Origin of the sequence: Desulfocurvus vexinensis DSM 17965 (assembly GCF_000519125.1) — a bacterium.
In the GTDB taxonomy this organism is placed as follows: Bacteria; Desulfobacterota; Desulfovibrionia; order Desulfovibrionales; family Desulfovibrionaceae; genus Desulfocurvus; species Desulfocurvus vexinensis.
Genome location: NZ_JAEX01000018.1, coordinates 14,592 through 40,121, shown reverse-complemented (window position 1 = coordinate 40,121; position 25,530 = coordinate 14,592). Strand labels below are relative to the sequence as shown.

Annotated in this window: 20 protein-coding genes; 10 read left to right on the top strand and 10 right to left on the bottom strand. The window is 71.8% G+C overall.

Annotation, left to right across the window (positions count from 1 at the left end; translation table 11 throughout):
- The first annotated feature begins 34 nt into the window (after positions 1 to 34).
- A complete protein-coding gene (gene jag, locus G495_RS0111775) occupies positions 35 to 1,057 on the top strand; it encodes an RNA-binding cell elongation regulator Jag/EloR (protein ID WP_028587969.1) in 1,023 nt (340 codons plus the stop codon).
- Positions 1,058 to 1,228: 171 nt separating this feature from the next.
- Here the strand turns inward: jag and aroC are convergent, their stop codons facing one another.
- Entirely contained in the window at positions 1,229 to 2,281 is a 1,053-nt protein-coding gene (gene aroC / locus G495_RS0111770) for a chorismate synthase (RefSeq protein ID WP_028587968.1), read from the bottom strand.
- Between the two features lie 341 nt (positions 2,282 to 2,622).
- Here aroC and G495_RS0111765 point away from each other — a divergent pair, with 341 nt between their 5' ends.
- Entirely contained in the window at positions 2,623 to 3,633 is a 1,011-nt protein-coding gene (locus G495_RS0111765) for a DUF933 domain-containing protein (protein WP_028587967.1), read from the top strand.
- A gap of 17 nt (positions 3,634 to 3,650) precedes the next feature.
- Entirely contained in the window at positions 3,651 to 4,442 is a 792-nt protein-coding gene (locus G495_RS18915; RefSeq protein WP_051445331.1) for an RNA methyltransferase, read from the top strand.
- 58 nt (positions 4,443 to 4,500) lie between these two features.
- On the opposite strand, the gene G495_RS0111750 is transcribed toward G495_RS18915, so the two are convergent.
- From G495_RS0111750 to G495_RS0111730, 5 genes are all read right to left on the bottom strand, one after another.
- Positions 4,501 to 4,782 (bottom strand): HU family DNA-binding protein, encoded by a 282-nt coding sequence (locus G495_RS0111750; protein WP_035251954.1) that lies wholly within the window; start codon positions 4,780 to 4,782, stop codon positions 4,501 to 4,503.
- 588 nt (positions 4,783 to 5,370) lie between these two features.
- Positions 5,371 to 5,967, bottom strand: coding sequence for an AmmeMemoRadiSam system protein A (amrA, locus tag G495_RS0111745; protein ID WP_051445330.1), 597 nt, complete (start codon positions 5,965 to 5,967; stop codon positions 5,371 to 5,373).
- Between the two features lie 295 nt (positions 5,968 to 6,262).
- Positions 6,263 to 6,937 (bottom strand): phosphoribosylglycinamide formyltransferase, encoded by a 675-nt coding sequence (gene purN / locus G495_RS0111740; protein WP_028587964.1) that lies wholly within the window; start codon positions 6,935 to 6,937, stop codon positions 6,263 to 6,265.
- A gap of 18 nt (positions 6,938 to 6,955) precedes the next feature.
- Positions 6,956 to 8,467 carry a uroporphyrinogen-III C-methyltransferase gene (gene cobA / locus G495_RS0111735; protein ID WP_028587963.1) on the bottom strand — a complete coding sequence of 504 codons (1,512 nt, stop codon included), beginning with the start codon at positions 8,465 to 8,467 and terminating at the stop codon, positions 6,956 to 6,958.
- 345 nt (positions 8,468 to 8,812) lie between these two features.
- Positions 8,813 to 11,470, bottom strand: coding sequence for a valine--tRNA ligase (locus G495_RS0111730; RefSeq protein ID WP_028587962.1), 2,658 nt, complete (start codon positions 11,468 to 11,470; stop codon positions 8,813 to 8,815).
- A 108-nt stretch (positions 11,471 to 11,578) separates the two neighbouring features.
- Between G495_RS0111730 and G495_RS0111725 the strand changes: the two genes are divergently transcribed.
- From G495_RS0111725 to G495_RS0111710, 4 genes are all read left to right on the top strand, one after another.
- Complete coding sequence (locus G495_RS0111725) at positions 11,579 to 12,838, top strand: BPL-N domain-containing protein (protein WP_051445329.1); 1,260 nt, start codon at positions 11,579 to 11,581, stop codon at positions 12,836 to 12,838.
- Between the two features lie 187 nt (positions 12,839 to 13,025).
- Positions 13,026 to 15,014 carry a DUF2339 domain-containing protein gene (locus G495_RS0111720; protein ID WP_028587960.1) on the top strand — a complete coding sequence of 663 codons (1,989 nt, stop codon included), beginning with the start codon at positions 13,026 to 13,028 and terminating at the stop codon, positions 15,012 to 15,014.
- Positions 15,011 to 16,426 (top strand): hypothetical protein, encoded by a 1,416-nt coding sequence (locus G495_RS0111715; protein WP_028587959.1) that lies wholly within the window; start codon positions 15,011 to 15,013, stop codon positions 16,424 to 16,426. The genes G495_RS0111720 and G495_RS0111715 overlap by 4 nt, the downstream gene beginning before the upstream one ends.
- A gap of 22 nt (positions 16,427 to 16,448) precedes the next feature.
- Entirely contained in the window at positions 16,449 to 17,564 is a 1,116-nt protein-coding gene (locus G495_RS0111710) for an AI-2E family transporter (protein WP_028587958.1), read from the top strand.
- Positions 17,565 to 17,682: 118 nt separating this feature from the next.
- Here the strand turns inward: G495_RS0111710 and G495_RS18910 are convergent, their stop codons facing one another.
- Positions 17,683 to 18,360, bottom strand: a complete 678-nt coding sequence (locus G495_RS18910; protein WP_051445328.1) for a YkgJ family cysteine cluster protein — start codon at positions 18,358 to 18,360, stop codon at positions 17,683 to 17,685.
- 169 nt (positions 18,361 to 18,529) lie between these two features.
- On the opposite strand from G495_RS18910, the gene G495_RS20485 reads away from it, so the two are divergent.
- On the top strand, positions 18,530 to 18,949 hold the full coding sequence (locus tag G495_RS20485; protein ID WP_169734383.1) for a hypothetical protein: 420 nt from the start codon (positions 18,530 to 18,532) through the stop codon (positions 18,947 to 18,949).
- 81 nt (positions 18,950 to 19,030) lie between these two features.
- On the opposite strand, the gene G495_RS0111695 is transcribed toward G495_RS20485, so the two are convergent.
- Positions 19,031 to 19,861 carry an MBL fold metallo-hydrolase gene (locus G495_RS0111695; protein WP_028587957.1) on the bottom strand — a complete coding sequence of 277 codons (831 nt, stop codon included), beginning with the start codon at positions 19,859 to 19,861 and terminating at the stop codon, positions 19,031 to 19,033.
- A gap of 116 nt (positions 19,862 to 19,977) precedes the next feature.
- On the opposite strand from G495_RS0111695, the gene G495_RS0111690 reads away from it, so the two are divergent.
- Positions 19,978 to 20,898: a YceI family protein gene (locus tag G495_RS0111690; RefSeq protein ID WP_028587956.1), complete on the top strand. Its 921-nt coding sequence runs from the start codon at positions 19,978 to 19,980 to the stop codon at positions 20,896 to 20,898.
- 103 nt (positions 20,899 to 21,001) lie between these two features.
- Complete coding sequence (locus G495_RS20480) at positions 21,002 to 21,742, top strand: lipid-binding SYLF domain-containing protein (RefSeq protein ID WP_051445326.1); 741 nt, start codon at positions 21,002 to 21,004, stop codon at positions 21,740 to 21,742.
- 133 nt (positions 21,743 to 21,875) lie between these two features.
- On the opposite strand, the gene G495_RS18895 is transcribed toward G495_RS20480, so the two are convergent.
- Positions 21,876 to 23,351 carry an O-antigen ligase family protein gene (locus G495_RS18895; RefSeq protein WP_051445325.1) on the bottom strand — a complete coding sequence of 492 codons (1,476 nt, stop codon included), beginning with the start codon at positions 23,349 to 23,351 and terminating at the stop codon, positions 21,876 to 21,878.
- Between the two features lie 33 nt (positions 23,352 to 23,384).
- Positions 23,385 to 25,526, bottom strand: coding sequence for a GumC family protein (locus tag G495_RS0111675; RefSeq protein ID WP_028587955.1), 2,142 nt, complete (start codon positions 25,524 to 25,526; stop codon positions 23,385 to 23,387).
- Positions 25,527 to 25,530: the final 4 nt, after the last annotated feature.

The window sequence follows — 25,530 nt, the reverse complement described above, 5'->3', positions numbered from 1 at the left end:
ACTCCCCCGCGACCGGCTTTCAAAAGGAGTACCGATGACAAGGTTCAAGGATTTCACAGGGAAAACCCTGGATGAAGCCATAGAGAACGCCCTGGCCGCCTTCGGCGTGCCGCGCGAAAAGCTGGAAATCGAGATCGTCTCCGGAGGCTCCAACGGCATCTTCGGGCTGATGAGCAAAAAGGCCGTGGTCAAGGCCCGGCTGCGCCCCAGGCTCACGGACCACGCCCTGGACGGGGCCGGAAACGCGGCGCCCCCCAAGGCCCCCCAGGAGCCCGCCGCCCGGCCCGAGCCCCGGCCCGCGCAGCCCCAGGCTCCGGTCCAGGCTCCGGCGCCCCAGGCCAAGGCCCAGTCCGCCCCGCCCGAGCCCCCGGCGGCCCCCGCCGCCGGGCCGGGCCAGGCGCCCGGGCGGCCCCTGCCCGCTCCCGCACGCGTCGCGCGGCCCGAGCCTGCGGCGCGGCCCCAGGCGCGGCCCGCGCCCCGGCAGCAGCCCGAGCCCGACCTCGACGACGCCTTCGACGACGACCTCATGGACCAGGGCGCAGGCGCCCCGCGCGTGGCCCCCGAGGACGAGCCCGACCCCGCGACCCTGGCCGCCGTGGTGCGCGAGGTGGTCCAAAGCGTGCTCACGCCCATCATCGGGCCCACGGAGCTGGAAGTCAGTGCCGAACCCGGGCGCGTGAAGGTGCTCATCCACGACGAGGAGAACTCCGGGCTGATCATCGGCCGCGAGGGCCAGACCATCGCCGCCCTGCAATACATCGTCAACCGCATCGTGGCCCGCAGGCTGCCGACCTCGGCCCGCGTGCACCTCGACGCCGGGGACTACCGCCAGCGCCAGGACGACAACCTCCAGCGCATGGCCCTGTACCTGGCCGACAAGGCCAAGAACCAGAACCGCACCCAGAGCACCAAGCCCCTGTCGTCCTACCACCGCAGGCTGGTCCACCTCGCCCTGCAGGACGACGAGAGCATCGTGACCTCCTCCAAGGGCGACGGCCCCCTCAAGCGCGTGCTCATCCACCCCCGCAAGGGCGGGCAGCAGCGCCACCCGGCCTGAGCCCCCCGCCCGGAGCCCGGGCCCGGCACCGCCCCGCGCACCCCTCCCGGCACAAACGAAGCGGGCAGGCACACCACCGTGCCTGCCCGCTTCGCTTGCCCCCGTGGCCCTGTGAACCAGGGCGCGCGAAAACGCAGTTTTCGTCAATATAACGAAATAACGTGAACCCTCCTAGCCCATGCGCTTCTGGAGCAGCCACATGTCGGCCAGGGTCAACAGGACCATGGCCCGCAGCACCGGGTTGATGCGCGCGATGGCCGCCACGTCGTGCCGCCCGCCCACGCGCAGCCGGGTCGGCTGGCCGTCGGTCGTCACCGTGTCCTGCTCGCGCCCGATGGAGGGGATGGGCTTGACGTGCGCACGCACCACGATGTCCTGCCCGCTGGATATGCCGCCCAGGATGCCGCCCGCATTGTTGGACGCAAACCCGCCCGGCACCAGCGGATCGTTGTTTGCGCTGCCCAGGGCCCGGGCCGCCGCGCAGCCCGCGCCGACCTCCACCGCCTTCACCGCGCCCACGCCCATCAGCGCATAGGCCAGGCGCGCGTCCAGCTTGTCGAAGACCGGCTCGCCCAGGCCCGCAGGCACCCCCCGCGCCACGACCTCCACCACGCCGCCCAGGCTGTCGCCCGCCGCGCGCGCGGCCTGGACCCGCTCGGCCCACAGCGGCACCACCTCGTCGCACGGCGCGCCGAACTCGCGGCCCCGCGCGCCCCACGGGTCGCGCACCTCGGCGGGCACGCCGCCCAGCTCCACCGTGTACGCCGCCACCTCCACGCCCAGTCCGGACAACAACGCCCCGGCCACCGCGCCGCCCACCACGCGGCTCACTGTCTCGCGGCCCGAGCTGCGCCCGCCGCCCCGGTAGTCCCGCAGGCCATACTTGGCGTCGTAGGTCACGTCCGCATGGCCCGGCCGGTACACCTGGCTGACCTGCGAATAATCCCGCGAACGCTGGTCCTCGTTGCGGATCACAAAGCCGATGGGCGTGCCCGTGGTCCGGCCCTCGAACAGGCCCGACAACAACTCCACCCGGTCCGCCTCGCGCCGCGCCGTGGCCGCCAGCCCCTGCCCCGGACGCCGCAAATCCACCTCGCGCTGGACCAGCTCCGCCGTCAACGCCACCCCAGCCGGGCAGCCGTCCACCACACCGCCCAACCCCGCGCCATGCGACTCCCCAAACGTCGTCAACCGGAACACCGTCCCGAACGTGCTGCCACTCATACGCGCCTCCAACCAGCCCCCTACCACACCACCCCCCGACCCCGCCAGCCCGGTGGGGAGTGGAAGCCTGGGGACGGTGCGTGCTCCCGGGGATTGATTGGCCTCCGGCGGCTTAAGGGCCGTGGGCCCTTAAGAATCCCATTCGGGGTGGGCGTGGCGGAGCGCCGCCACGCCCACCCAATGCGGGATTCTCAAGGGGCGTGCCCCTTGAGCCGCCGGAGGCTCATCAACCCGGAGGATACGCGCACCGTCCCCAGGCTTCCGCCCGCCCCCTGGCTGGTTGGCAGGCGGCGGGAAACAGGGTATGGGGGCGCCAACGAAACGAGCAAGGAGCACACGCGATGAAGACGGCGATATTTGGTTTTGCGGGGTCGGGGAAGACGAGTTTGTTCGGGGCGCTGGCCGGGCCGGGGGCGGTGGGCAATGCGCGGGCGATGGTCAAGGTGCCGGAGCCCCGGCTTGAGCCGCTGGTCAAGCTGTTCAACCCGCGCAAGGTGACCCTGAGCGAGATCGAGTATGTGGACATCCCGGGCGGCGGCGGCAAGGGCGACGGCCTGGGCGAGCGCGTGCTCTCGGAGATCCGGCCCTGCGACTGCGTGCTGGCAGTGCTGGACGCCTTTTCGGGGCTGGTGGACCCCCGGCACCAGTTGGGGGGCATCGAGGCCGATTTCCTGGTGTCGGACATGGCGGTGATCGAGAAGCGCCTGGAGCGCATGGGCCAGGACAAGCGCAAGAACAAGGACCTGGTGGACGCCAAGGAGGAGGCCCTGCTGCTGCGGGCCCAGGAGCTGCTGGAGGCCGAGCGGCCCTTGCGCGAGGACGCGGAGGTGGCCGGGGCGCAGGAGCTGCGCGGCTACAAATTCCTGACGGCCAAGCCCATTGTCTACGCCTGGAACCTGCCCGAGGCCGAGTTGGCGGGCTTTGCGGTGCCTGCGGACGGGCCGGGGGTGGTGCATGTGGCGGTGTCGGCGCGCCTGGAGGCCGAGCTGGCGGAGATCGCGGACCCCGAGGAGAAGCGCATGTTCCTGGACGACCTGGGCATCGCGGACTCGGCGCTGGACCGCGTCATCGCGGGCACCTACCGCCTGTTGGGGCTGATCACCTTCCTCACGGCGGGCGACAAGGAAGTGCGCGCCTGGGCCATTCGCGGCGGCAGCACGGCGCCCGAAGCCGCCGGGGCCATCCATTCGGACATCCAGAAGGGCTTCATCCGCGCCGAGGTGCTGGGCTGGGAGGACTTCCTGAAGGCCGGGGACTTCAAGCGGGCCAAGGAAATGGGCCTGCACCGCCTGGAGGGCAAGACCTATGTGGTCAAGGACGGCGACATCGTGGAATTCCGCTTCAACGTCTAGGCCGGGGAGCGCGCGCGGTGCTTGACGGCCTGGCGGTGGTCCTGTTCCAGCCCAAGTTCGCCCAGAACGTTGGCGCGGCGGCCCGGGCCTGTGCGAACATGGGCTGCGCCGAGTTGGTGCTGGTGGCCCCGCGCGACTGGAGCCTGGAGCTGGCCCTGCCCATGGCCACGGCCAAGGGCGAGCCGGTGCTGCGCGCGGCGCGGGTGGTGGGCGACCTGGGCGAGGCCCTGGCGGGCTTTGCCCACGTGTACGGCACCACGGCGCGCACGGGCGGCTGGCGCAAGGGGCTGCTGGCGCCGCGCGCGGCGGCGGCGCGGGTGGTGGAGCAGTGCCGGGGCGGGGCGCGGGTGGCCCTGCTTTTCGGGCCGGAGGACCGGGGCCTGACCAACGAGCAGACCGAGGTTTGCGGCCAGCTGGTGACCATCCCCACCGCCGAGGCCAGCTCGCTGAACCTGGCCCAGGCCGTGCTGCTGCTGCTCTACGAATGCCTGCTGGCGGACCAGGACGCGCCCCGGGGCACCCCGCGCGCGCCCGCCGCGCGCAACCTGGCCTCCCACGCCGAGCAGGAGCTGCTTTTTGCGGCCCTGCGCGAAGCGCTTTTGGCCATCGGCGTGCTCAAGGACCAGAACACCGACTACTGGATGCTGCCGGTGCGCCGCTTCGTGCAGCGCACGCCCTTGCGGCGCGCGGAATTCAACATGTTGATGGGCGTGTGCCGCCAGATGCGCTGGGTGGCGGAGCGGGCGGGGCTGCTGGAGCCCGCTGCGGACCCGGGCCGGGAACCCGGGTCGGGAAAGGGCGAAGCGTAGCCGGGGGGCGAAGGGGCCGCCGGAGTCGGCGGCCACCCTCGAAGGGCCCCTGGGCGTCCTAGAGCTCTTCCTTGAGGCCCTTGGACACGGAGAACTTCACGACCTTGCGGGCCGGAATCTTGATGGCGGCGCCGGTCTGCGGGTTGCGGCCCGTGCGGGCGGCGCGCTCGGAGACGGTGAAGGAGCCGACGCCGGGCAGGCGCAGGCGCTCGCCGTCGTTGAGCTTGGTGGAGATGATGGCGCAGAAGGTGTCGAAGGCCTTCTCGGCGGCAGCCTTGGTGGTGAAGATCTCGGGGAGCTCGTCCTTCAGGGTTTCGATGAACTGGGCCTTGGTGAACATGCGGTTTCCTCCTCGTGCGGTTGAAGTTGCCTGAGGGCACTCGCGGGCGCGGACCCGCAGGCGCTGCGTCCAACGATCCAGGCAACCCTATGCTCAGGACCAGTTGGCTTGTCAAACCCCGGCCCACGGCCCTTCCCGCTTATTCACAACCTCTTGAAAACCGCGCCGCGCCGCCGCCGCCGCCCTGGCGCGCCACCCCCGGCGCCCCCAAGCCGCCACCCCCGCCCGGACCTGCCTGTTTTGGGCAATGTTTTCGCGCCGTCAGCGCCGCGCCCGGCCTGTTGAAACCGCAAAAAGGCTCCCAGGCCTTGCAGGGTTTTCATTCCCCGCCCTCCTGCCCCTTCTGCCCATGTGGAAAAAGAAAAAATGCAAAATATTTTTCAACATGTTTATAAATCCCCACGCTTCCCGACCCTGAGGGCCGGACCACCGAAGGAAAAAGGCGCGGGTCGAGAGCCCGGGCTCAAGGGGGAGGAAGACGGGTGCGGGGCCAGGGGCCAGGGCAGGACAGCGCAGGCCAAGGCCGGAGCCGGACGGGAGGCCGCCGCAAACGGACAGGCAGGCCGGGCGCGCCGGGCGCCCGGGTCGCTAGAAGACCTCGGCCTCGAACCAGAACAACGCGGCCTGCGGGTCGCGCCAGGCGCTGGCGGGCAGGCCCGCCTTGCGGCAGGTCTGGGCCAGGAAGGTCTCGCGGTCCCAGCCCCATTCCACGGGCACCTGGGGCAGCAGCAGGCCCGAGCGGCCCGCATGGCGGATGAGCAGCCCGTGGCGGCCCACCTCGACCAGCGCCGGGTCCGGGCAGGGCGTCAGGGGCGAGAGCACGGAGATTTCCAGGTCCAGGTCCTCGAACTCCCCAGGGGCCACAGGGGCGAAGCGCGGGTCCTGGAAGGCCGCAGCCCGGGCCATGGCCACCACGGTGTCCCACAGCGGCCCGTCGCCCACCACGTTGCCGATGCAGCCGCGCAGACGTTCCCCGGCCTTGAGGGTCACGAACGCGCCACAGGGCCGGGAAAGCGCTCCACCCGGAGCCTCGGGCAGGGCCACGGCCTGCTCGGGGAACAGACGGTTGGCGATGGCCAGCCGGGCCAGGGTGCGCAGGGCGTCCTTTTCCTGCGGGGACAGGCTAAAGCGCAGGCCCTGGCTGTGCGGGCCGCAGGGGTCGGGGGTTCCGGGATGCTCGGACATGGATGCCTCCTTGCGGCCTGGGCCGCTGGGGGGCGGCGGGCAGCGCCCGGCAGATGCGCCGGGACAGGCCGCGCCACCGTGCGCAGCCCAGGGGCGCCCGCGCCGTATTCCCGGAGTATGACCACGCGCTTCGGGAGAAGGCAAGCGCGGCGCAAGGGGCAGCCGCCTGCCGCTCACAGGCGCGCGGCCAGGAGGGGGTGCGGCCAAGGACGGGGGCGAGACGCACCGCCGCGCGCGGACGCGCTGCCGGAGCCCCCCCGCACTGCGCCCCAGGGACGCAACCCGGGACGCGGGCCTAGAAGCCCCGCTCCAGGGGCGGGTTGACCAGGGCCGGACGGCCCAGCTCCGCCAGGAGCCTGCCCGCGTCGGCCACCAGCACATGGCGGCCCTGCACGCGTACCCGGCCCTCGGCCAGCCACTGGATGGCCTGGGGGTAGATGCGGTGTTCCAGCTCCAGGATGCGCGCGCCCAGGGTGTCGCCGCCCTCGCCGGGCACCACGGGCACCGCCGCCTGGATGATGACCTGGCCGTGGTCCATGATCTCGTCCACGAAATGCACGGTGCAGCCCGCCAGCTTCACGCCGTAGTCCGCCGCGTCGCGCTGGCCGTGGCAGCCCGGGAAGCTCGGCAGCAGCGCCGGGTGGATGTTCACGATGCGCCCGGCAAACGCGTCCAGGAATGCGGGGGTCAGCATGCGCATGAAGCCCGCCAGGACCACGAGGTCCGCCCCGCTCTCGCGGATGCGCGCGACCATGGCCGCGTCGAAGGCCTCGCGCGCGGGGAACTCCGTGTGGTCCACCACGGCGTGGGGGAGGCCATGCCTGCGGGCGCGCTCCAGCCCCCCCGCCCCGGGCTTGTTGGACAGCACAAGCACCACCCGGGCGTCCAGCACCCCGGCCTCGCTCTTGTCGATGATGGACTGGAGGTTGGAGCCTCCGCCGGAAACGAGCACCGCCAGTTTGAGGGCCATGTCGCGCTCCCGCCCTGGCTACAGGGCCTTGGCCAGCGCCGCCGCCAGCGCCGGGATGGTGTAGTCGGCGGGCTCCACGTCCGCCGTGAAGCCGAAGCGGGCCAGGGTCCGCGAGGTCACGGGGCCGATGGAGGCCAGCTTGACCTGGGGCAGATACCTGCGGAAATCGTCGGGCGCGACCAGGGTGAAGAAGTTCTCCACCGTGGAGGAGCTGGTGAAGGTCACGCAGTGGATGGCCCCGGCCTCCAGGCGCTCCAGCAGGGCCTGGGGGCCGTCCTCGTTGAGCCCCGTGCGGTACACGGGCAGCACGCGGACCTCGGCCCCGGCGCGGGCCAGCTCCTCGGGCAGCACCTCGCGGGCGACCTCGGCGCGCGGCACGAGCACGCGCGTGCCCGCGCCCACGCCCAGGGCCCGCAGGCCCTCGACCACGCCCTCGGCCACGTACTTCTCGGGCACGAAGTCGGCCACGATGCCGCGCTCGCGCAGGGCGTCCGCCGTGGCCGGGCCGATGGCCGCGACCTTGCGCCCGCCCAGGGCCCGGGCGTCCAGCCCCTGCTCTTCCAGAATCGTCCAGAACCAGCGCACCCCGTTGACGGAGGTGAACACCAGCCAGTCCCACCCGGCCAGCCCGGCCACGGCCTCGCGCACCGGGGCGTAGTCCGGCAGCGGGTCGATGCGGATGGTCGGGAACTGGTGCACGCAGGCGCCCATATCGCGCAGGATATCGGCGAAGCCGCTGGCCTGCTCGCGGGCGCGGGTGACGACCACGCCCTTGCCCAGCAGCGGGCGGCGCTCGAACCAGCCCAGGGTGTCGTGCAGGGCGCAGACGCCGCCGACGATGATGATGCTCGGGGCCTTGAAGCCCTGGCGCGCGGCCTCGTCGGCCACGGTGTCCAGGGTGGCGACCATGGAGCGCTGGTTGCAGCGCGTGCCCCAGCGCACCAGGGCCGCCGGGGTCTTGGGGTCGCGCCCGCCCGCGATGAGGCGCTCGACAATCATGGGCAGGTTGCCCACGCCCATGTAGAAGACCAGGGTCGAGGTGCTCTTGGCGTAGACCTCCCAATTGTGGCCGGTGGCCTCCTTGGTGGGGTCCTCGTGGCCGGTGATGAAGCAGACGCTGGTGGTGTGGTCGCGGTGGGTCACGGGGATACCCGCGTAGGCCGCCGCGGCCACGCCCGCCGTGACCCCGGGCACGACCTCGAAGGTCAGCCCGGCGGCCACCAGCTCCTCGGCCTCCTCGCCGCCGCGCCCGAAGACGTAGGGGTCGCCACCCTTGAGCCGGGCGATGGTCTTGCCCTCGCGGGCCTTGGCCACCAGCAGCTCGTTGATCTTGTCCTGGGGCAGGGTGTGGTCGCCACCCTTCTTGCCCACATAGACGATCTCGGCGCCGGGCTTGGCGTAGTCCAGGAACTCGGCGTTGGCCAGATAGTCGTAGACCAGCACGTCGCAGGTCTCGATCAGCTCGCGGCCCCGGACAGTGAGCAGCCCCGGGTCGCCCGGGCCCGCTCCGATGAGGTAGACGTCAGCCATATGCGTGTTGCCTCCGGCGGCCGGGACGGGGGGGCCCTTGTGGGAAACGGGGCTCCCCCCGTCCCGGACCCCATCCCCCCTCCCAAAAACCTTTCTTTGGGGTTTTCGGAAGACGGCCAGGATTGTTGATGAAACCTGGGGGAGCAGCGCTCCCCGGAAAAATTACGCAGCCGGGCCACCCGGCCCTGAAGCCCCGCCCGAAAAACCCGCCCCGAGACCGCCCTTCCCCCCAAAGAAAAAGGTCTTTGGGGGAAGGGGGAGGGGGCGCGGGGGAGGGGGGAACCCCTTTTCTCCTCAAGAAAAGGGGTTCCCCCCTCCCCCGCCTCGCCTTATCCCGCCAGCCCGCTACCCCAGCGCCTCGCGCAGGCGGGTGCGCAGGTCGGCGAGCTTGGTCATGTCGTCGCGCATGGCCTGGGCCTTGGCGCGTTCCTTGTCCACCACGTCGGCGGGGGCGTTGTTGACGAAGCCGGGGGTGGCCAGCTTTTTTTCCACGCCGGTGAGCACCTTGTCGATCTTGGCGATGTCCTTGTCCAGGCGCGCCAGTTCGGCGTCGAAGTCCACGGCGCCGGACAGGGGCACGAAGAGTTCCGAGCCTGCGACCACGGCGGAGGCCGAGGCCTTGGGCGGGGTGGCGCCGGGGTCCACGGTCAGGGTGCCCAGGCGCGTCAGGGAGCGCACCAGGGCGGCGTTGTCGGCCAGCACGGCGGCGGCGGACGCGTCGGCGGGGCGCACGATGCAGTCCAGGTCCAGGGAGGGCTTGATGTTCAGCTCGGCGCGGATGGTGCGCACGCTGGTGATGACGCCCTGGAGCTGGTCCATCTGCGGGCCCACGGCCTCGTCGCGGCAGGCGGGCCGCGCGGGCGGCAGAGGCTCGGTGGCCAGGTCGCGGCCTTCCATGCCCGGCAGGGTCTGATAGATTTCCTGGGTGATGAAGGGGATGATCGGGTGGGCCAGGGTCAGGATTTCGCGCAGCACGGTGTGCAGCACGGCGTGGGCCGCGTCGCGCGCGGCGGCGTCCTCGCCGTTCAGGTCGCCCTTGATGAGCTCCAGGTACCAGTCGCAGAATTCGTTCCAGGTGAAGCGGTACACGGCCTGGGCCGCGTCGTTGAAGCGGTATTCGCCGATGGCGGTGTCCACCTCGGTCTTCACGCGCTCCAGGCGGTCCATGATCCAGCGGTGGGGCAGGGCCCGGGCTGCTGCGGGGTCGGCGGCGGGGGCCTGGTCGGGCAGGTACATCAGGGCGAAGCGCGCGGCGTTCCACAGCTTGTTCATGAAGTGGCGGTAGCCCTCGATGCGCTCCTCGCTCAGGCGGATGTCGCGGCCCATGGCGGCGAAGGCGGCCAGGGTGAAGCGCAGGCTGTCGGTGCCGTAGCGGTCGCACATTTCCAGGGGGTCGATGACGTTGCCGGTGGACTTGGACATCTTCTTGCCCTCGGCGTCGCGCACCAGAGCGTGGATGTACACGTCGTTGAAGGGCACCTTGTCCATGAAATGGATGCCCATCATCATCATCCGCGCGACCCAGAAGAAGAGGATGTCGAAGGCGGTGACCAGGCAGGAGGTCGGGTAATAGCGCGCCAGCTCGGGGGTCTTCTCGGGCCAGCCCATGGTGGAGAAGGGCCACAGGGCCGAGGAGAACCAGGTGTCGAGCACGTCCTCGTCGCGGGTCAGGGCGCCTGCACCGCACTTGGGGCAGGCCGTGGGGTCGGTCTTGGCGACGATGAGCTGGCCGCAGGCCTCGCAGGTCCAGGCCGGGATGCGGTGGCCCCACCAGAGCTGGCGCGAGATGCACCAGTCGCGGATGTTGTCCAGCCAGTGGAAATAGGTCTTGTCCCAGGAGCCGGGATAGATGCGCGTGGAGCCGTCGGCCACGGCGGCGCGGGCCTTTTCGGCCAGGGGCTTGACGGCCACGAACCACTGGGTGGAGACGTGGGGCTCGACCACGTTCTTGCAGCGGTAGCACTCGCCCACGTTGTGCTCGTGCTCGACGATCTCCACGAGGTGGCCGCTGGCGCGCAGGTCGGCGACGATCTTCTCGCGGGCCTGGACGATGGTCAGCCCCGCGTAGCCCTCGGGCACGTCGCCGCAGACGTGGCCGGTGTCGTCGAACACGGAGATCACGTCCAGGCCGTGGCGGCGGCCCAGCTCCCAGTCGTTCATGTCGTGGGCGGGGGTGACCTTGAGGCAGCCGGTGCCGAATTCGCGCTCCACGTACTTGTCGCCGATGACGATGAGCTTGCGGCCGACCACGGGCAGCACGGCGTACTTGCCGATGTGGTCGCTGTAGCGCTCGTCTTCGGGGTGCACGGCCACGGCGGTGTCGGCGAGCATGGTTTCGGGGCGGGTGGTGGCCACGACCAGGTCGCCGGAGCCGTCGGCCAGGGGGTAGCGGACGTGGTAGAGGTGGCCCTTGTGCGGGGCGTGCTCGACCTCGTCGTCGGCCAGGGCGGTGTGGCAGCGGTTGCACCAGTTGATGATGTAGTTGCCCTTGTAGATCAGGCCCTGCTCGTAGAGATCGACAAAGACCTCGCGCACGGCGCGCGACAGGCCTTCGTCCATGGTGAAGCGCTCGCGGGTCCAGTCCACGGAGGCGCCCATGCGGCGGATCTGATTGAGGATCTTGCCGCCGTATTCCTCCTTCCACTCCCAGACGCGGCGCACGAACTCCTCGCGGCCCAGGTCCTCGCGGGTCAGGCCCTGGGTGGCCAGGCGGCGCTCGACGACGTTCTGGGTGGCGATGCCTGCGTGGTCCATGCCCGGCACCCAGAGCACGCTCTTGCCCTGCTGGCGGGCGTGGCGGCACAGGATATCCTGGATGGTCAGGTTCAGGGCATGGCCGATGTGCAGCTGCCCGGTGACGTTGGGCGGGGGAATGACGATGGAGTAGGACTCGCCGGAGGCGGCGGGGTCGGGGGTGAAGGTCCTGTTCTCGATCCAGTGCTCGCGCCACCTGGCCTCGACCTCGGCGGGCTCGTATCCTTTGGGCAGGGTCTTCACGGCCATGGGGCGTTCCTCTCCTTCACTTTGCGCGAAAATTTCCTTAGGAAGCATGGATGCACGCGCGCCGGGCCCGGCGCCGGGCGGACCAACAGCCTAATGAGCACGGGAGCAATGTCAAGCATCCACATCTACTGGGACGAGTCGCACATCTGGGGGCTGCTGGTGTGGCGCGCGCTGCGCGCGCTGGGCCTGCCGCACCGCCTGCTGCGCGCAAGGGAGATAGCCCAGGGCGCGCTTTCCCGCAACCCTCCGGCGGCGCTGGTGGTGCCGGGGGGCACGGCGCGGCGCAAGTTCACGGCCCTGGGGCCCGAAGGCGTGGCCGCCGTGCGCGACTACGTGCGCGGGGGCGGGGTGTACCTGGGCTTTTGCGGCGGCGCGGGGCTGGGGCTGACGGGGCGCGACGGGCTGGGCCTGTGCCCCTGGAAGCGCCGGGCGTTTTCCGACCGCATCCAGCACACCAACTCCGGGCACATGCACGTGCGCCCGGCCCAGGACAATCCGCTGGTGCCGCCGGGGCTGGGCCCGGCGCCGCTGCTGCCCGTGTGGTGGCCCGCGCGCTTCGAGTACGAGCCGCGCGACGACGTGCGCGTGCTGGCGGCCTACACCGGGCCCGGGCCGGACTTCTGGACGGCGGACCTGCCCCTGGCGAGCATCCCCCGGGGCCCGCTGGAAGACCTGGAGACCCAGTACGGGCTGGCCATCTGGCCGCGCTACATGGAGGGGCAGCCCTGCCTGGTGGAGGGTTCCTTCGGGGCCGGGCGCTACGTGCTCAGCTATTCACACCTGGAAACCCCGGCCTCGCCCCAGGCCAACGCTTGGCTGGCGCATCTGGTGCGCACGCTCACGGGGCTGGCCCCGGCCCACGGCGGACCCACCCCGGCCTGGGACCTGGAAGCCCTGACCCGGCGCTGGCCCGACGAGGCGGGCGGCGAGGCCCTGGCCGCGGCCAAGGCCGGGCTGGAGGCCAGCTTCCGCCAGGGGCTGGACCAGCTGCTGTTCTTCCGGCGCAACGCCTGGCTGTTCGGCTGGCGCCGGGGCATCCCGGGCGGCGCGCTCAACGCGCTGTATTCGCTGGTCTGCCAGGTGCAGAATCTGGAACCCGGGCCCGGGGCCGCGCGGCTGTGGCACGAGGGCCAGGCGGATTTCCTGGAGCAATTGGAGCTGTTCCGCCACGGGCTGGCGGGCTACCTGCTGGCCGAGAGGCTGGCCATGACCATGTCGGGCACCATCAACGCCATCCCCGAAGAGGTGCTCACGGGCCAGCGCCTGGCGCTGTTCGGGGCGCACATGGACTTCGGCGGACTCTTCGCCCCGCTGCTGGAGACCATGGACGAATTGTTCGCCGCGACCATCACCGAGGGCGGCGGGTAGACCGCCGCCTGCGTCCGCCCCGCTCCGGGGGACAGAACGCACACAACCTTTGCGCCGGAGCATGCACAAAGAGGGGGGAACCTTGAACTGCCCGCACTGCGCAACACCGCTCCCGGACCCGGGGGCCGACCTCTGCCCGAACTGCGGCAAGGGCCTGGGGGCTGACCCCGGGGCACGCCTGGCGGCCATGCACGACACCCTGCGCGCCCTCAGGGCCGCGCAGTGGGATATCCTCGACCGCTTCGCCGCGCTGGACGCCCAGCTGACGGACTTCGCCACGGCCCTGGGCCAGGGCGGCACGGCCCAGGCTGCGGCCCAGGCTGCGGCTGCGGCCCCGGTGGCCGCGCCCCCGGCGGGCGCCCCCGCCCCGGCGCAGCCGCAGGAAGGGACCTTCCTCTTCGAGACGCCCCCCGCGCAGGAGGCTCCCCTGCCCACGGCACCCCCCGCGCAAAAGGCCGCCCGCCCCGAGGCGCCCCGCGCGGCTGCGGCCCCTGCTCCGCCCGGGCCCGGCGGCCCGGCCCGGTCCCTGGAGGAGGAAATCACCGCGTCGCCCTGGGGCGTAAAAAAGGCCCACGCCGACAGCGCCCTGGAAATCCGCCTGGGCCAGAAGCTGCTCCTGGCCATGGGCATCCTGGTCATGCTCCTGGGCGTGGGCTTCTTCCTCAAGTATTCCTTTGACCAGGGCTGGGTCGGGCCCGCCGGGCGCGTGGCCGGGGCCTTCCTGTGGGGCATGGCCCTGCTGGGCGGCGGCGAGCTGGCCCGGCGCCGGGGCTACCGGCGCTACGGGCTGTGGCTGGCGGGCGGCGGCATCGGCGTGCTCTACTTCGCCTGCTTCGCCAGCGTGGGCATCTACGCGCTGCTGCCCGAGGCCGCAGCGTTCGGGCTCGCGGTGCTGACCACAGCCCTGGCCGTGGCCCTGGCCCTGGTCTACAATTCCATGGGCCTGGCCACCCTGGGGCTGGGGGGCGGCTTCCTCAGCCCGGTCATGCTGGGCCTGCACGACATGGACCGCCTGACCATGAACACCTACATCCTGCTGCTGGCCGCCACGGCGCCGGCCCTGGCCGCGCGCAAACGCTGGACCGAGCCCCTGACCATAGCCTCCATCGGCACCTGGCTGTACGCCGCCCACTGGGGCCTGGGCCCCGTGGCCCTGGCCCTGCCCTTCATCCAGGGCTACATGCTGCTGCTGGCCATGGCCCCGGCCCTGAGCGACCTGCGGGGGCTGGACAACCCGAACCGCAAGGTCTCCCTGCTGTCCCCGCTCAACGCCCTGGCCGGGTTCGGCTTCACGGCCATGCTCCTGTGGCAGGAATTCGGCAGGGAATACGCGGCCATAGCCAGCCTGGCCTACTGCACCCTGTTCCTGCTGCTGGGCACGGCCCTGCACCGGCGCAGCAGGCGTGACACGCCCTCCTTCCCCCTGGCCCTGGTCAGCGCCGCGCTGTTCCTGGCCCTGACCCCGCCGCTGCTGCTCTCCGGCGGCTGGGTCACTTCGGCCTGGGCCGTCATCGGCGCGGGGCTGCTGTGGGCCGGGCTGCGCCTGGAAGACAGGCGCCTGACGGTCTGGGCCGGGCTGCCCCTGGGGGCCGCCCTGGTCAAGCTCTTCTGGTACGACCACCCCGTGCTCTTCCTGAACATGCATTTCACGTTCTTCCGCCACGGATTCTTCGAAACCTGGCCGGAACGTTCGGTGACGGAGGCCCTGGTGGGCCTGGCGCTGTGGTTCGTGGTGCGCACCCTCGCGGCCCATGCGCGGCAGGCCCCGGCCTCCCCGGTCCGGCCCGCACAGGCCCTGCCCCTGTACGCCGGGGTGCTGGGCGTCTACCTGTTCGCGGTGCTGCACATCGAGGTCTCGGCCCTGTTCTGGGATATGCTGCCAGGGGCCAGGGCCACGGCCATCTCCGTGCTCTGGGCGCTGTTCGCCGTGGCGCTCATGGTCGGCGGCTTCCGGCTGCGCCACGCCGGAATGCGCACGCTCTCGCTGCTGCTGTTCGGAATAACCCTGCTCAAGGTCTTCGGCTCGGATGTCTGGAACTTCTCCACGCCCTACCGGATCGTGTCCTTCATCGCCCTCGGCCTGCTGCTCATCGGGGCCTCGTTCCTCTACTACCGCTACAAGGACCGCATCCTGCCCGCGCCGGAGAACGAGGACGGCGCCCGGGAGGCCGCATGAGCACACCACTGGCCCATCTGGCCCGGCTGGCGCTGCTGGCCCTGGCCCTGGCCCTGCCCGCCACACCCGCCCCGGCCCAGGCCTCGCAGGCCGCGCCCGCCCCGGCCCAGCCGCTGCGCCCCGTCCCCGGCGACTTCCTGTACACCGCCGCCGTCAACCCGCCGCCCGGGGGCTTCCTGCCCGGGGGGCTCTACCGGGCGGCCTTTCCCGAGGCCTTCCTGGACGGCGGGCTGCATCCGGACCTGGGCGCGCTGCGCCTCTTCGACGCCCAGGGCCGCGAGACGCCCTTCGCCCTGCTGCCCGCCGCCGTGCCCCGGCGCCCGGAGCGCGCCGTGCCGCTGGTCGTCCAGTCCTTCGTGGAATACGGGCGGTCCTTCACGGTGGTGGGCGCGCTGCCCCCGGGGCACGGCCCCGGGCCGGACGGCATCATCGCCCTGGACATCGCCAGCGCCAACCGCGACTTCGCCTACTGGGCCGCCGTGGAAGGCCAGGCCGAAGGCGCCTGGGAACCCCTGGCCGAAGGCCCGGTGTACGACTTCTCCAGCCGGGTGGACCTGCGGCGCACGCGCATCGCCCTGCCGCCCTCGCACCACACGGCCTACCGCCTGCGCCTGAGCATCGCCGATCACGTTCCCGACGAGCTGCGCAGCCTGGGGCTGGCGGCGGAGCAGCTGCGGGCCCTGATCCTGGGCGAGGGCAAGCAGCCCTTCCGCATCGACGCCTTGCGCGCCGTGCTGCCCGGCAACGAGGCCTGGCGGGCCACTGCATCCTCCCGCGTCACGGACTTCAGCGTCGAAACGGACGCGGGCGCCACCACGCTGACCCTGGCCGGGCCGCGCCGCCTGGAGGCTGCGCGCCTGCTGGTCCAGGACCCGGCCTTCCGGCGCCAGGTGGAGGTCCGGGCCCAGCGCGGCGGCGGGGCGCCCAGCACCATTGCCAGGGCGGAAATCTGGCGCGTTCCCGGTGGCGGCGAGCAGACCAGCGTCCCGCTGCCCTCCGGGCACTACGCCGAAGTACACTTCGTCATCCACAACGGGGACAGCCCGCCCCTGGCCGTGGAGGCCGTGGAGCTGACCCACACCGGGCGCAACCTCTTCTTCTACGCCACCGAGGGCGCCGCGCCCTACACCCTGCACTTCGGCCTGCCCGGCGTGTCCAGCCTGCCCCAGCCCGACTACGACACGAGACGGCTCATCAGCCCCGACCGCTGGGACGAGATGCTCTGCACGGAGCTGACCCTGGCCGAGGCCACGCCCAACCCCGACGCCCCCGACACCCTGGCCCCGCCCGCGCCCCCCGCCCCCCGCGACTACACGCTCCTGCTGTACGCGGTCTGCGCCGTGCTGGGCGCGGCACTGCTGGGCTGGCTGGTCCTGCTGCTGCGCCGGGGCGACCAGGACACACCACGGTAATGAACCCAAGGAGCCAGACGCCATGATCAACGACCAGACCCCCTACACCCTCGACCGGCTGGTGCGCCTGGCCCTGGGGGCCGGGGCCGTGTGGGCCCTGGTCTGGCTGGCCGGGACCCTGGCCGACGTGCTGGTGCCCTTTGCCGCCGCCCTGCTGGCGGCCTACCTGATCAACCCGCTGGTGGAGCGGCTTGCGCGGCTGCTGCGCCGCCGGGGGCCCGCCGTGTTCGCGGCCCTGGCCCTGGTGGGGCTGGCCGGGGTGCTGCTGGTGCTGGTTGTGGCGCCGCTGGTGGGCGCCGAGGTGCGCCACATGGGCGCGCTGCTGCGCGAGCTGGTGCAGGGTTCGGAGCTGGCCGCCCGCGCGGCGGACCGCCTGCCGCCCGACGTGTGGCAGGCCGTGCGCGACCTGGCCGCGCGGCCCGAGGTGCAGGAGATGTTCCTGGGCGGCGACCCCCTGGCCCTGGCCCAGGCCATGCTGGCCAAGGTGCTGCCCGGGGTGCGCGGGGTGCTGCGCGGGGCGGCAGGGCTGGCCGGGGCCCTGGCCGGGCTGGTGGTGGTACTGCTCTACCTGATCTTCCTGCTGCTGGACTACGAGCGCCTGAGCGGGCAGTGGACCCGGGCCCTGCCGCCCCGGCACCGGGGCTGGATCACGGCCCTGGTGGAGGACTTCCGCCTCGCCATGGGCCTCTACTTCCGGGCCCAGGCCCTGGTGGCGGCGCTGGTGGGCGTGCTGTTCGCCGTGGGCTTCGCGCTCATCGGCCTGCCCCTGGGCATCCTGCTCGGGCTGTTCATCGGCCTGCTGAACATGGTGCCCTACCTGCAGATCGCGGGGTTCATCCCCGCCTTCTTCCTGGGCGCGGTCCACGCCCTGGAAACGGGCACGAACCTGTGGACGGTCATGCTGCTGATCCTGGCGGTGTTCGCCGTGGTTCAGCTCATCCAGGACGCGGTGCTCGTGCCGCGCATCATGGGCAACGCCACGGGGCTGTCGCCCGCGTTCATCCTGCTGTCGCTGTCGGTGTGGGGCCAGCTGCTGGGCATGCTCGGGCTGCTCATCGCCATCCCCATGACCTGCCTGTGCTGGGCGTGGTACCAGCGGCTGATCACCGGCGGGGAGGCCCCGCCGCCCGCGCCCTGATCTCCGCCCGGGCAGCCAACACACAGGGGGCGCCCGCACGGTGTGCGGACGCCCCCTGGCGTTTGGCAGGCCCGGCCTTGCGGCGCGGCCCCGCGCCCCTGCCCTCACCGGCCGGGCGTCACTGCGGGGCCTTGCGCACGAAGTAGCGGTCGTTCTCGCGGCCGACCTCCAGGCCGTACTGGCCCACGGCCACATGCAGCGGGCGGCCGAAAAGGAAGTTCATCTCCTCGTCGCCGACCCCGGCGCGCTCGGCGAACGCCGCGCGGAAGGCCGCGTCGTAGGTGATGGTGTCCACCAGCTCGCGCCCGGCCCCGGCGTCGCCGCCCAAAAAGGCCAGGGCCAGCTCCTGCACGCGCAGGCAGGAGCAGCGCGCCTCGTGCTCGTCGATGATCTCGCGCAGGGCGCTGCCCGCAGGCACCAGATCGGCCCGGCCGATGCGCCCGGCGCGGTACATGGCCTTGAGCTCGTCGGGCGCCCAGCAGTTGAAGGCCCGGCACTCGGCGGGCCGGTCGTCGTAGATGGTGCACTGCTTGCCGTCGTCGTCGTAGAACAGGCAGGTCCAGCGGTTGCCCTGGCCGCGCACCTTGACCAGATCGGCGTCCAGGGGCAGCAGGCCGCCCTCCACGGACTCCTCCACCAGCTCGCCCCGGCGCAGGGTAAACACCTGGGCGTAGCCCAGCACCCCGCGCTCGAACAGCGCCAGGTCCTCGTGGTGCAGGGCGGGGCCGCCCTTGTCGCAGCAGTGGCCGCAGCGCTCGCAGTAGGTGCGCTTCTTGATGCGTTCGAGTTCGTCCACGTGTCCTCCTGGGCCTGCGGTTGAGCGTCGGGGGCCGCGCGCGGCGGCGTCCCGAAGGGGGTTACATCAACCCGGCGCCCCGGGCAAGGCCCAACGCGAAGGCCCCCCGGGGCGCCGCGCGCCTCGGGGGGCCCTGGTCCGCGCCGGGCGCGGGCTAGTGCTTGTGGTCGTGGTCCGAGCCCTGGTGGGCGTGGTCCGCGTCGTGGTCGTGGTCGTGATCGTGGTGGTGATGGTGGTGATGGTCTTCGTGGTCGTGGCCATGGTGATGGTGGTGGCCATGGTCCTCGTCGTGCCCGTGGTGATGCCCGTGGCTGTGGCCGTGGTCGTGCTCGTGGTGATGGTGGTGCTCGTGGTCGTGGGCATGCTCGTGGACGTGCTCGTGGGCGTGGGCCTCGCCGCCGTGCTCGTGCTCATGGGTGTGGGCGTGGGCGTGGGGATGGGCGTGGGTGTGGGCATGGTCGTGCCCGTGGTCGTGCTCATGCTCGTGGTCATGGTCGTGCTTATTCATAAGCTGCTCGTACTTGCTCGGCTTTTTGGGGCCGCACCCGCAATTCTGGCACATGGCTCTCTCCTGGCTGGGAAGGGCTGAAGTGGGAACCTGTCCGCCCCATCCTAGCCTGTTTCCGGTTCGGTGTCACCTTTCGAGAATCCGTAAAACCAAGCCCGGCGCTCAGGAAAATTCCAGCCGCTCGCCCACGCCCACCTCGCGCACCGGGCAGCGCCGGGCCAGGGCCGCCCGGGCCGCCAGGTCCGTGCAGTGGCAGGGGCACAGGACTTCGAGCTCCAGCCCGGCCAGAAAGTCCGCCGTGGCCTCCAGGCGCGCGGCAGGTGCACCCAGCAGGTGCATCCCGCCGACCACGGCGCGGACCTTGCGCTTGCCCGTCACGGCCTGGGCGTGCCGCACGGTGTTGCAGACCCCGGCATGGGCGCAGCCCGTCAGCACCACCAGCCCGCGCCGCGTAACGCAGGCCAGGGCCGTGTCGTCGGGCACCAGGTCGGGGGCGCCGTCCTCGCGCCGGCCCAGGGCCACGGGCGGCTCGAAGCCCAGCACCCGGGGCACCTCGCCCAGGAAGAACAGCCCCGGGGCCAGTTCGCGCGGCCCGGCCTCGGGCACGGGCTCGAAATGCCGGGCGGCCTTGTCCCAGGTCAGCAGGGCGCCGATCTCGGGCAGGCCGTCGGCGCTGCGCGAGTCGAAGACCCCGGGATGGGCCACCAGCCGGGGCCGGGGCAGGCGCCCCGTGCGCGCGGCGGCATCGCCCTGGGCGCGGATCAGGGCGTGCAGGCCCCAGGTGTGGTCCTGGTGCCCGTGGGACAGGGCCACCCAGTCCAGGCGGCCCAGGTCCTCGCCCAGGGCCCGGGCGTTGCGCGTGAGCACGTCGGAATATCCGGCGTCGAAGAGCACCCGCGTCCCGCCGTGCTCCACGAGCACGGCCAGGGCCGGTTCGGCCAGCAGGTACCTGTCGATGACGGCCTGATTGTCCACGAGCACGCACAGTTTCACGGGACCCTCCGCTGCGGCGCTGGTCAAACGCCGGGCGAATGCTTACACTGGACGCCAACGAAAGCAAGCCCCGGCCCCGCGCCGCCGCCCCCCGCAACCAGCCAAGGAACGCCCCCATGCAGGATACCAATTTCACCCGCATCGCCTCCCAGGAACTCAAGCAGTGGCAGGACCAGGGCCGCCCCATGGTCCTGCTCGACGTGCTGCCGCCCGAGGTCCACGCCGCGCGCCGCCTGCCCGGGGCGCACCCGGCCTGCGTCTTCGAGGTGGCCTTCCCCGAGCGCGTGGCCGCCGCCGGGGCCGACCCCGGCAGCGACGTGCCCGTGGTGGTCTACGGCGAGGACAACCAGACCCGCGACGCGCCCGCCGCTGCCGCCAAGCTCGTGCGCATGGGCTTCACCCGCGTCTACATGCTGGCCGGGGGCATTGCGGACTGGATGCGCCTGGGCCTGCCCGTGGAGGGCCACGGCGCGCTGCCCGAGGACCACCGGGCCCTGCCGCCCGACGGCTCATGGACCGTGGTGCCCGGCCAGAGCGTGGTGGTCTGGACCGGGCGCAGCGCCACCTCCCGGCACACCGGCACCCTGGCCGTGGACCAGGGCACCATCCGCGTGGTGGACGGCAAGGTCGGCGGGGGCTTCAGCATGCCCCTGGATTCGCTGGCCGACGACGACCTGACAGACCCCGGCCTGCGGGCCATGCTGGTGCGCCACCTGCTGTCCGACGATTTCCTCTTTGCCCAGCGCCACCCCCGGGCGGAGTTCACGGTGGTGCAGTCGGAATTCCTGGACGGGGCCAGCCCCGGCGCGGCGAACTACCACGTGCGCGGCGAACTGCTGCTGCGCGGGCGCATCGAGCCCCTGGCCCTGCCCCTGACCCTCGCGCCGCTGGACGGCGGGGTCAGCCTCAAGGCCCACTTCGACCTGGACCGCACCCGCTGGGGCATGGACTACGGCTCGGGCAAGCTCTTCCGCCGCCTGGGGATGCACCTGGTGCACGACATGATCAGCCTGGACGTGACCCTGGTGGCCCGCTAGGCAGAAGCAGCGCCGGGCGCGCCGGGGCCGTCCGCCCCCCCCGGCCCGGACGGCTGCAAGGAACCAAACCCGCAACCGCAACCTCCACAGGGAGCCCCTCGCCATGCCCCGCACCCTCCGCCCGGCCCCGGGCGCCATCCCGGGCCTGATCCTGGCCCTGGCCCTGACCCTGACCCTGGCCGCCTGCGTCACCAGCGGCGGGAACTCCGCCGCCACCGACCCCTCTCCCGGGGCCGCCGTGCGCGGCCAGCGGACCATGGACCTGGCCGCCGGAACCCTGGACGTGCTCCTGCAGGGCGCCCAGGGCCCGGCCCTGCGCCAGGCCCTGGCCCAAAGCCGCGGCGTGCTGGTGGCCCCGCGGTTCATCAAGGCGGGGTTCATCTTCGGCGGAGCCGGAGGCGACGCCGTGCTGGTGGGCCGCGACACGGACGGCACCTGGAGCGCCCCGGCCCTGGTGCGCCTGGCCGGGGGCAGCGCGGGCTTCCAGGCCGGGGTGTCCGAAACGGCCTTCGCCCTGGTGGCCCTGGACGACGCCACCTTCGTCGCCATGCTCCAGAACGGCTTCAGCTTCGACGCCGAAATGCTGGCCGCAGCCCCGGGCAAGGGCCTGGAGCGGCAGGCCTCGTCCATGACCTACGACGGCGGGGCGGCCTATTTCTCCCAGGTGGACGGCCTGTTCGCCGGGGTGGCCCTGGACGGCACGGGCATCTTCCCCGACACCGAGGCCAACGCGGCGCTCTATGCCCCCGGGGCCACGCCCCGGACCCTGGCCCTGGAGCGCGGGCACGCCCCGGCCCCGGGCGCGGCGCGGCTGCTGCGCGTGCTGGAAAACGCCGCGCGCTAGGGCCTTGCGGCGTCCGACCGGCCTGAAAACGGGGCTGCCCTCGCGCGCGAGGGCAGCCCCGAATTTTTTGCTGGGCGGGGAAAATCCGACGCCCCGTTGCGCCCCGCGCCGCCAGGGCGCACGGGCGCAGGCCCTAGCCGCGCGGTGCGGGGCCGGGTGCGGGACCAGCGTCCGGGGCGGACACCGGGGCGGGCTCCGGGGCTGCCGCCCACAGGCGCCGCCCCCGGGCGTCCACCAGCCGGGGGATCATGACCACCATGCCCAGCACGAACCAGAACGGCTCCATGATCCGACCGATGATGAAGGTGTTGGCCGACAGGGCGTGGACCAGCAGCCCGGCGAAGCCCGCCAGGAAGCCCATGCACAGCCCGCGCTCCAGCTCGTCGCGGGCCCGGGAGAACACCCCCTGGGCCACCACCCAGGCCCGGACAAGCAAAAACGCGAACAGCGCCAGGCCCACCAGCCCCGTTTCGATGACCACCCGGAAATACTGACCGTCGATGAACTTGTAGCCCGTGACCCCGTAGCCCAGGATGGGGTGTTCCAGCACGTCCACGGCCACGTCCTTCCAGCTCTTGATGCGCTCCGACGAGGACGTGTCGAGCTTCACGCCCATGACCTCCTCCACGTCGGCCCGGGCCTTGCCCTGCTCGAAGGTGAACTCCACGCGCTCGCGCGCGATGTCCGGCGCAAGCAGCAGCACCGCAAAAAGCCCCAGGGCCGCCACGCCCAGGGCCAGGGCCTTGCGCCGCGTGAGCAGCACGAGCATGCCCATGGCCCCCACCAGCCCGAGGTACGACCCGCGCGAGCCCGTATGCAGCAGCGGCGCCAGGGCCAGCACGATGACCAGCCCCAGCCCCAGGCGGCGGCGCAGGGAGGCCGTGTTGGCCAGAAGCCCCGAGGCCAGGGCGACCATGAACACCAGGTAGCCGCCGAAGGTGTTGGGCTCGCCCTGGTCGCCCTCGAAGGGCGCGGTGATGCGCCCGCCGCCGGGAATCTGGGCGATGCCCACCAGCGAGGCCGCCACGCAGGTGGCCAGCAGGGCCCACAGGAACAGCTCCATGTCGCGCCGGGTGCGCAGGTGGTTCACGACCATGAAGTAGACGAACATGTACTCGAAGTACTTGAGAACGTAGAAGAAGGTGGACTTGATGACCACGCGGTCCATGACCGTGCCCAGGGCGGAGCTGAGCACGCAGACCAGGGTGTACAGGGCGATGGGCATGTTCAGGGGCGTCCTGAGGAACAGGCCCAGGCGCTTGTCGATGGCCATCTTGGCCAGCCAGCCGAAGCCCACCACCAGCAGCACGAAATCGTTGATGCGCAGGGTCACGCCGCGGCCCAGGGTGCCCTGGGCGGACAGCCCGCCCACGTTGAACTCCGGGCCCAGGAGCATGGAGAAGACGACGATCAGCAGCGCCGCCCGCGTGCTGAACAGGCACACGGCCAGCAGGGCCAGCCCGCCGCCGAAGGCCATGGCCCGGGTGGGCGAAAGGTGCGGCAAAAACCAGCCGAAGGCCAGGGCCAGCGGCAGCAGGATGAGCAGCGGCAGGGCCAGCTGCACCAGGGAGGGGCCGCGTCCGCCCGGCCCGATGAAGTCCTGCGCCATGGTCGGCCCCCGGGGCACGGCGCGCCCGCGCGCCTAGTAGTACTTGAAGGCCTTGAAGTCCTCGAAGTCGGGGGTGGCCCCGGCCTTCATGCCATTGAGCACAACGCCCAGCAGGTTGGAACGCACGCGTACCAGCTCGCCCGCCGCGCGGCGCAACAGCTCGCGCGAGACCCCGCCCACGCGGTAGACCAGCAGCACGCCGTCCACCAGGGTGCCCAGCACCGAAAGGTCCGCCGTGGAGAGGATGGGCGCCGTGTCGAGCACCACCACGTCGTACTCGCGGCGCACCTCGGCCAGGAATTCGCCCAGCAGCTTGGACTCGATGAGTTCCGAGGGGTTGGCGTAGGTCGTGCCCGCGGTGATCAGGTGCAGGTTGTCCAGCCCGGGGTTGGCCATCACGTCGTCGATGCCCATCTCGCCGAGCATGAGGTCGGTGATGGTCTTGATGGCGTCGCGCCAGAAATAGTTGCCCAGCAGGATGTCCGTCAAGCCGGGGCTCAGGTCCACCCCGAAGGCCTCGGAAACCATGGGCTTGCGCAGGTCCGCGCCCACGAGCAGCACGCGCTTGCCCGCCTGGGCCATGCTCACGGCCAGGTTGACCGAGACCACGGTCTTGCCCTCCTGGGGGGTGGCGCTGGTCACGGCCAGGGTCTTGATGCCGCGCTCCTTGCCCAGGAACTGCACGTTGATGCGCAGCGCGCGGAAGCTCTCGGCGACCATGGACTTGGGCACGAAATGCGAGACCAGGTGCATGGTCTGGCGCAGGGGCGAGCCGTCGGCGCGCATGCGCCCCTCGCGCAGCAGCTCGCGGATCTCGCGGATGCCCTCGTCGGGGATGACGCCCACCACCTTGGCGCCCACGGTCTCCTCCACCTCGTCGGTGGCGCCGACGGAGGTGTCGAAGGCCTCGCGCACCAGGGCCGCGATCATGCCCAGGATGAGCCCCACGAACACGCCGATGGAGGCGATGGCCGCCACCTTGGGCGGGTTGACGGGCGTGGAGGGCAGAAACGCGGGCTTGACGATGCGCACCTCGTCGGGCTTCTCGGCCTGGCGCAGGGCGGCCTCGCGGTTCTTCTCCTCCAGCATGGCCACCTTGGCGTTGTACGACTCCACGCGGCGCTGATGGCGCTCGTAGGTCAGGCGGCGCTCCATGAGCACGTTGATCTTGTCCTCGACCTCGGCCAGGGCGCGCTCCTGGCGCTGCATCTGGTTGGCCAGGCTGGCGCGCTGGGCCTGGGCGACCACGGCCATCTTGCGCGCGGTCTCCACGATGCGCCGGTTCATGGCCACCACGGTGGGGTGGCTCGGGGTGTACTCCTCCAGCAGGCTGTCGCGGGCCAGCAGGTCTTCCACCAGCCGGGCGCGCACGGTCTCGTACTCGGCGTTGGCGTAGGTGGAATACAGGTCGCCGCCGTAGCCCGTGGGCGCGTCCACGAAGCGCTCCAGGCGCACCAGCAGCTCGCCCAGCTCGGCGCTGGCGGTCTCGGCCTCCTGGCGGGCGGCCTGGAGCTCGCGGGTGCGCGTGAGCAGCCCTTCGCCTTGCAGGTCGATGGACACCAGCTGGTGCACGCGGGTGAAGTCGTTGAACTCGTCCTCGGCGGTGCGCAGCTCGGCGCGGGTCTTGTCCAGCTCGGAGGCGAGGTAGGCCAGGGCGCGCTGCTGGCGGCGGCCCTGGTCGCGCAGGTAGAAGTCCTGGTAGGTCTGGGCCACGGTGTCCGCCGTGCGCTGGGCCATGCGCGGGTCGGGGTCCGTGGCGGCGATGTTGATGATGTTGGTGTTGCGCTCGCGAAAGACGCTGACCCGGCCCCGCAGGGCGTCGATGACCTGGGCATGGCCGGGCTGGCGCTGGAGGTCGGCCTCGGTCAGCCCCGGGGGTACGGACCCCAGGCGCTCGGCCACCTCCTGCATGACCTGGTAGCTGGTCATGAGCGATATCTGGGCCTGCAGGCTGGTTTCGGCGCCCCAGGAGACGGTCTGCTCGTAGACGCCCTCCACGGGCTGCTCGCGCGAGAACTGCACGCTGCAGATGGACTCGAACAGCGGCGGCGGCCCCAGGAACACGGCAAACGCCGCGCTGGCCGCGCCCAGCAGCACCGTGGCCAGCAGCACGGTGATCTTGCGCTTGCGGAAGATGCGCCAGTATTCGCGCAGGTTCACGTCGTACTGTTCCACGGCG

Bases quoted from the DNA above. Each gene is read 5' to 3' on its own strand.
- jag (WP_028587969.1), top strand. From the start codon at position 35: ATGACAAGGTTCAAGGATTTCACAGGGAAAACCCTGGATGAAGCCATA.
- aroC (WP_028587968.1), bottom strand. From the start codon at position 2,281: ATGAGTGGCAGCACGTTCGGGACGGTGTTCCGGTTGACGACGTTTGGG.
- G495_RS0111765 (WP_028587967.1), top strand. From the start codon at position 2,623: ATGAAGACGGCGATATTTGGTTTTGCGGGGTCGGGGAAGACGAGTTTG.
- G495_RS0111750 (WP_035251954.1), bottom strand. From the start codon at position 4,782: ATGTTCACCAAGGCCCAGTTCATCGAAACCCTGAAGGACGAGCTCCCC.
- amrA (WP_051445330.1), bottom strand. From the start codon at position 5,967: ATGTCCGAGCATCCCGGAACCCCCGACCCCTGCGGCCCGCACAGCCAG.
- purN (WP_028587964.1), bottom strand. From the start codon at position 6,937: ATGGCCCTCAAACTGGCGGTGCTCGTTTCCGGCGGAGGCTCCAACCTC.
- cobA (WP_028587963.1), bottom strand. From the start codon at position 8,467: ATGGCTGACGTCTACCTCATCGGAGCGGGCCCGGGCGACCCGGGGCTG.
- G495_RS0111730 (WP_028587962.1), bottom strand. From the start codon at position 11,470: ATGGCCGTGAAGACCCTGCCCAAAGGATACGAGCCCGCCGAGGTCGAG.
- G495_RS0111725 (WP_051445329.1), top strand. From the start codon at position 11,579: ATGTCAAGCATCCACATCTACTGGGACGAGTCGCACATCTGGGGGCTG.
- G495_RS0111720 (WP_028587960.1), top strand. From the start codon at position 13,026: ATGCACGACACCCTGCGCGCCCTCAGGGCCGCGCAGTGGGATATCCTC.
- G495_RS0111715 (WP_028587959.1), top strand. From the start codon at position 15,011: ATGAGCACACCACTGGCCCATCTGGCCCGGCTGGCGCTGCTGGCCCTG.
- G495_RS0111710 (WP_028587958.1), top strand. From the start codon at position 16,449: ATGATCAACGACCAGACCCCCTACACCCTCGACCGGCTGGTGCGCCTG.
- G495_RS0111690 (WP_028587956.1), top strand. From the start codon at position 19,978: ATGCAGGATACCAATTTCACCCGCATCGCCTCCCAGGAACTCAAGCAG.
- G495_RS20480 (WP_051445326.1), top strand. From the start codon at position 21,002: ATGCCCCGCACCCTCCGCCCGGCCCCGGGCGCCATCCCGGGCCTGATC.
- G495_RS18895 (WP_051445325.1), bottom strand. From the start codon at position 23,351: ATGGCGCAGGACTTCATCGGGCCGGGCGGACGCGGCCCCTCCCTGGTG.